Source organism: Burkholderia sp. Bp9099 (assembly GCF_003857805.1).
Lineage (GTDB): Bacteria > Pseudomonadota > Gammaproteobacteria > Burkholderiales > Burkholderiaceae > Burkholderia.
On record NZ_QTPU01000080.1, the window covers coordinates 1 to 1,894 of the forward strand.

The 1,894-nt window shown below is 58.4% G+C and carries 2 pseudogenes; both read right to left on the reverse strand.

The window, feature by feature from the left end:
• Positions 1-710 (reverse strand): annotated as a pseudogene (locus tag DIE17_RS36940) (virulence factor); the annotation flags it as partial.
• A pseudogene (locus DIE17_RS36945) lies at positions 707-1,894 on the reverse strand (hypothetical protein); the annotation flags it as partial. The pseudogenes DIE17_RS36945 and DIE17_RS36940, both read right to left, overlap by 4 nt.

A 1,894-nucleotide genomic window follows, 5' to 3' on the forward strand; every position in this document is an offset into this window, starting at 1 on the left:
GATGGCGGCCCAATCTCGAAGAAGTTCATCATCCGATCGACCATGCGCGACTTGGCAAAGGCCGGATCGAGTCGGGGTGGAACGGCAACTTCGACTCGCGTACCGGCCAGCTCGCGCCAGTCCTCCGAGTTCTCGGCCTTTACCGTATAGAAATACTTCGCGTTGCTGGCATAGCGCGATCGCATCAACAACAGCATTTCATCAACGTACTTGGCATAGAACCCTTTGAACGTCTCCTTTCCGCGGTTTCCGTAGACGAGCGCCCCGATCGATCGAAGAGATGCGAACTTTCCGGGCTTCGTGCGCACCATGTCATCATTCTTGTTCGGTGCAGCCAATCCCTGCGTCCACAACAATTGCCATTCGGTCGGGTAGTCCATCCGTTGTAGTGGATTCAACCAAATCAGGCCGACGACCTGCGCAATGAATGGCTTCACCGATTCTTCAACGTCTGGCACTGTATCCGCAGTCGACTCCGCGACCGGGGCGGTCGACACCGACCCCATCGCAGCCGTAGCAAACAGAAAAACCATGAGCGCCACCAAGCCCGGCGCAACGACCAGTCGTTTCATCCAATCTCCTGTTTCAAGTAGCGCCGGATGAGAATGATCCAGTTTCGCTATCAGTGCGAGCATCAGCAGAACCGCAACAATCCATGCCACGCACGCGACGGCGACACGTCGCTGCCATGTAGCGATGAGTGCCGTCATACCACGCCTCCAACCTTCAAATAGAACTCACCTTCACGTTCATCCATGATCGCGTCGGGCATCATGCCTTCGCTGCCATCGGTATGTAACCATTCATGCAACGGCAGTCTGTTGTAGTGTGCCGAGATGAAATAGTCGTAGTACTTCTTGTTCGGATGGTCTTCGGGAATGCCTTTCCCCATCCGCCAATCCGCCTCGATGCGCAGGTCGTAGAGTTGTTCGGGCGTGATGTAGCACAGGCCCACCGCAACGTCATACGCAAGTGCCTTTTCGGCATGCTCGGGATTGGTCATTGTCGTGGAGTGATTCGTCGGGCTGTTGGTCGTGCCGCGATCGAGCCAATCGACGATCTGCTGGTCGCGCCATTCCTTGTAGCCTTCGGGCATCGCGCTCTTGCCGTCCTCGCCGATCACGTGGCCGTCGCGATCGAGCCATTCGGTGTTCAACGTCCGGCGCGCTTCCATGCGCATCAGCGCGCGGTCCTCGTAACGCTGCCCGGCTTCGGTTGCGGCCGTACCTTGAGCGATACTGTCCTGGTTCTTCGCCTTGTACTGGTCGTAGGGGTCGTCGGCTCGCTTTTCGGCGTCGGTCTTGTTCGCGTCGCGCCAAGCAGCCGGCGGATCGTTGCCTTCGTTGAAGTCGCTGATCGCGTCGCCGTCCTTGGTCTCGACTGACTTGCCGAATCGCAATGCCTTCGGCGGGAAAGGTTCGTCAAGCGCCGGGGCATCCGCAACTACCGTCCAGCCCTTCGGCGGATCGGCGTTCACGCGGAGCATGTTCAATGCCGAACTGATGCCGGTCACGACGAACATGAGCGGCGCGGTCACGAGCGTCGCCGCCATGCCCAGAACCGATTCATTTCCTTTGATCGCGCCGACGAGATTGAATTTGGCCGGCGGCGACGGCGGATACCAGAACCCCGGCTTCGTTCCTTGTTTGCCATGCCGCCAATCGTCTTCCCAGTATCGGTACGGTTTCTTCACGCCGACCGGAAAACCGGAAGCAAAGACCCGTTGCGTCAGGATACCGGCCGCGCCGATATCGTCGAGTTCGTGCTTGCTGATGCCGCGCCAGCCGATCCCTTGCACCGTCACCGCCGAAATCACTTGATCGTGTGGGCAGCAATATGCGGTGACGCGACCGTATGTAGACCCAATTAGACCATGCCGAAAACGATCCTCTTG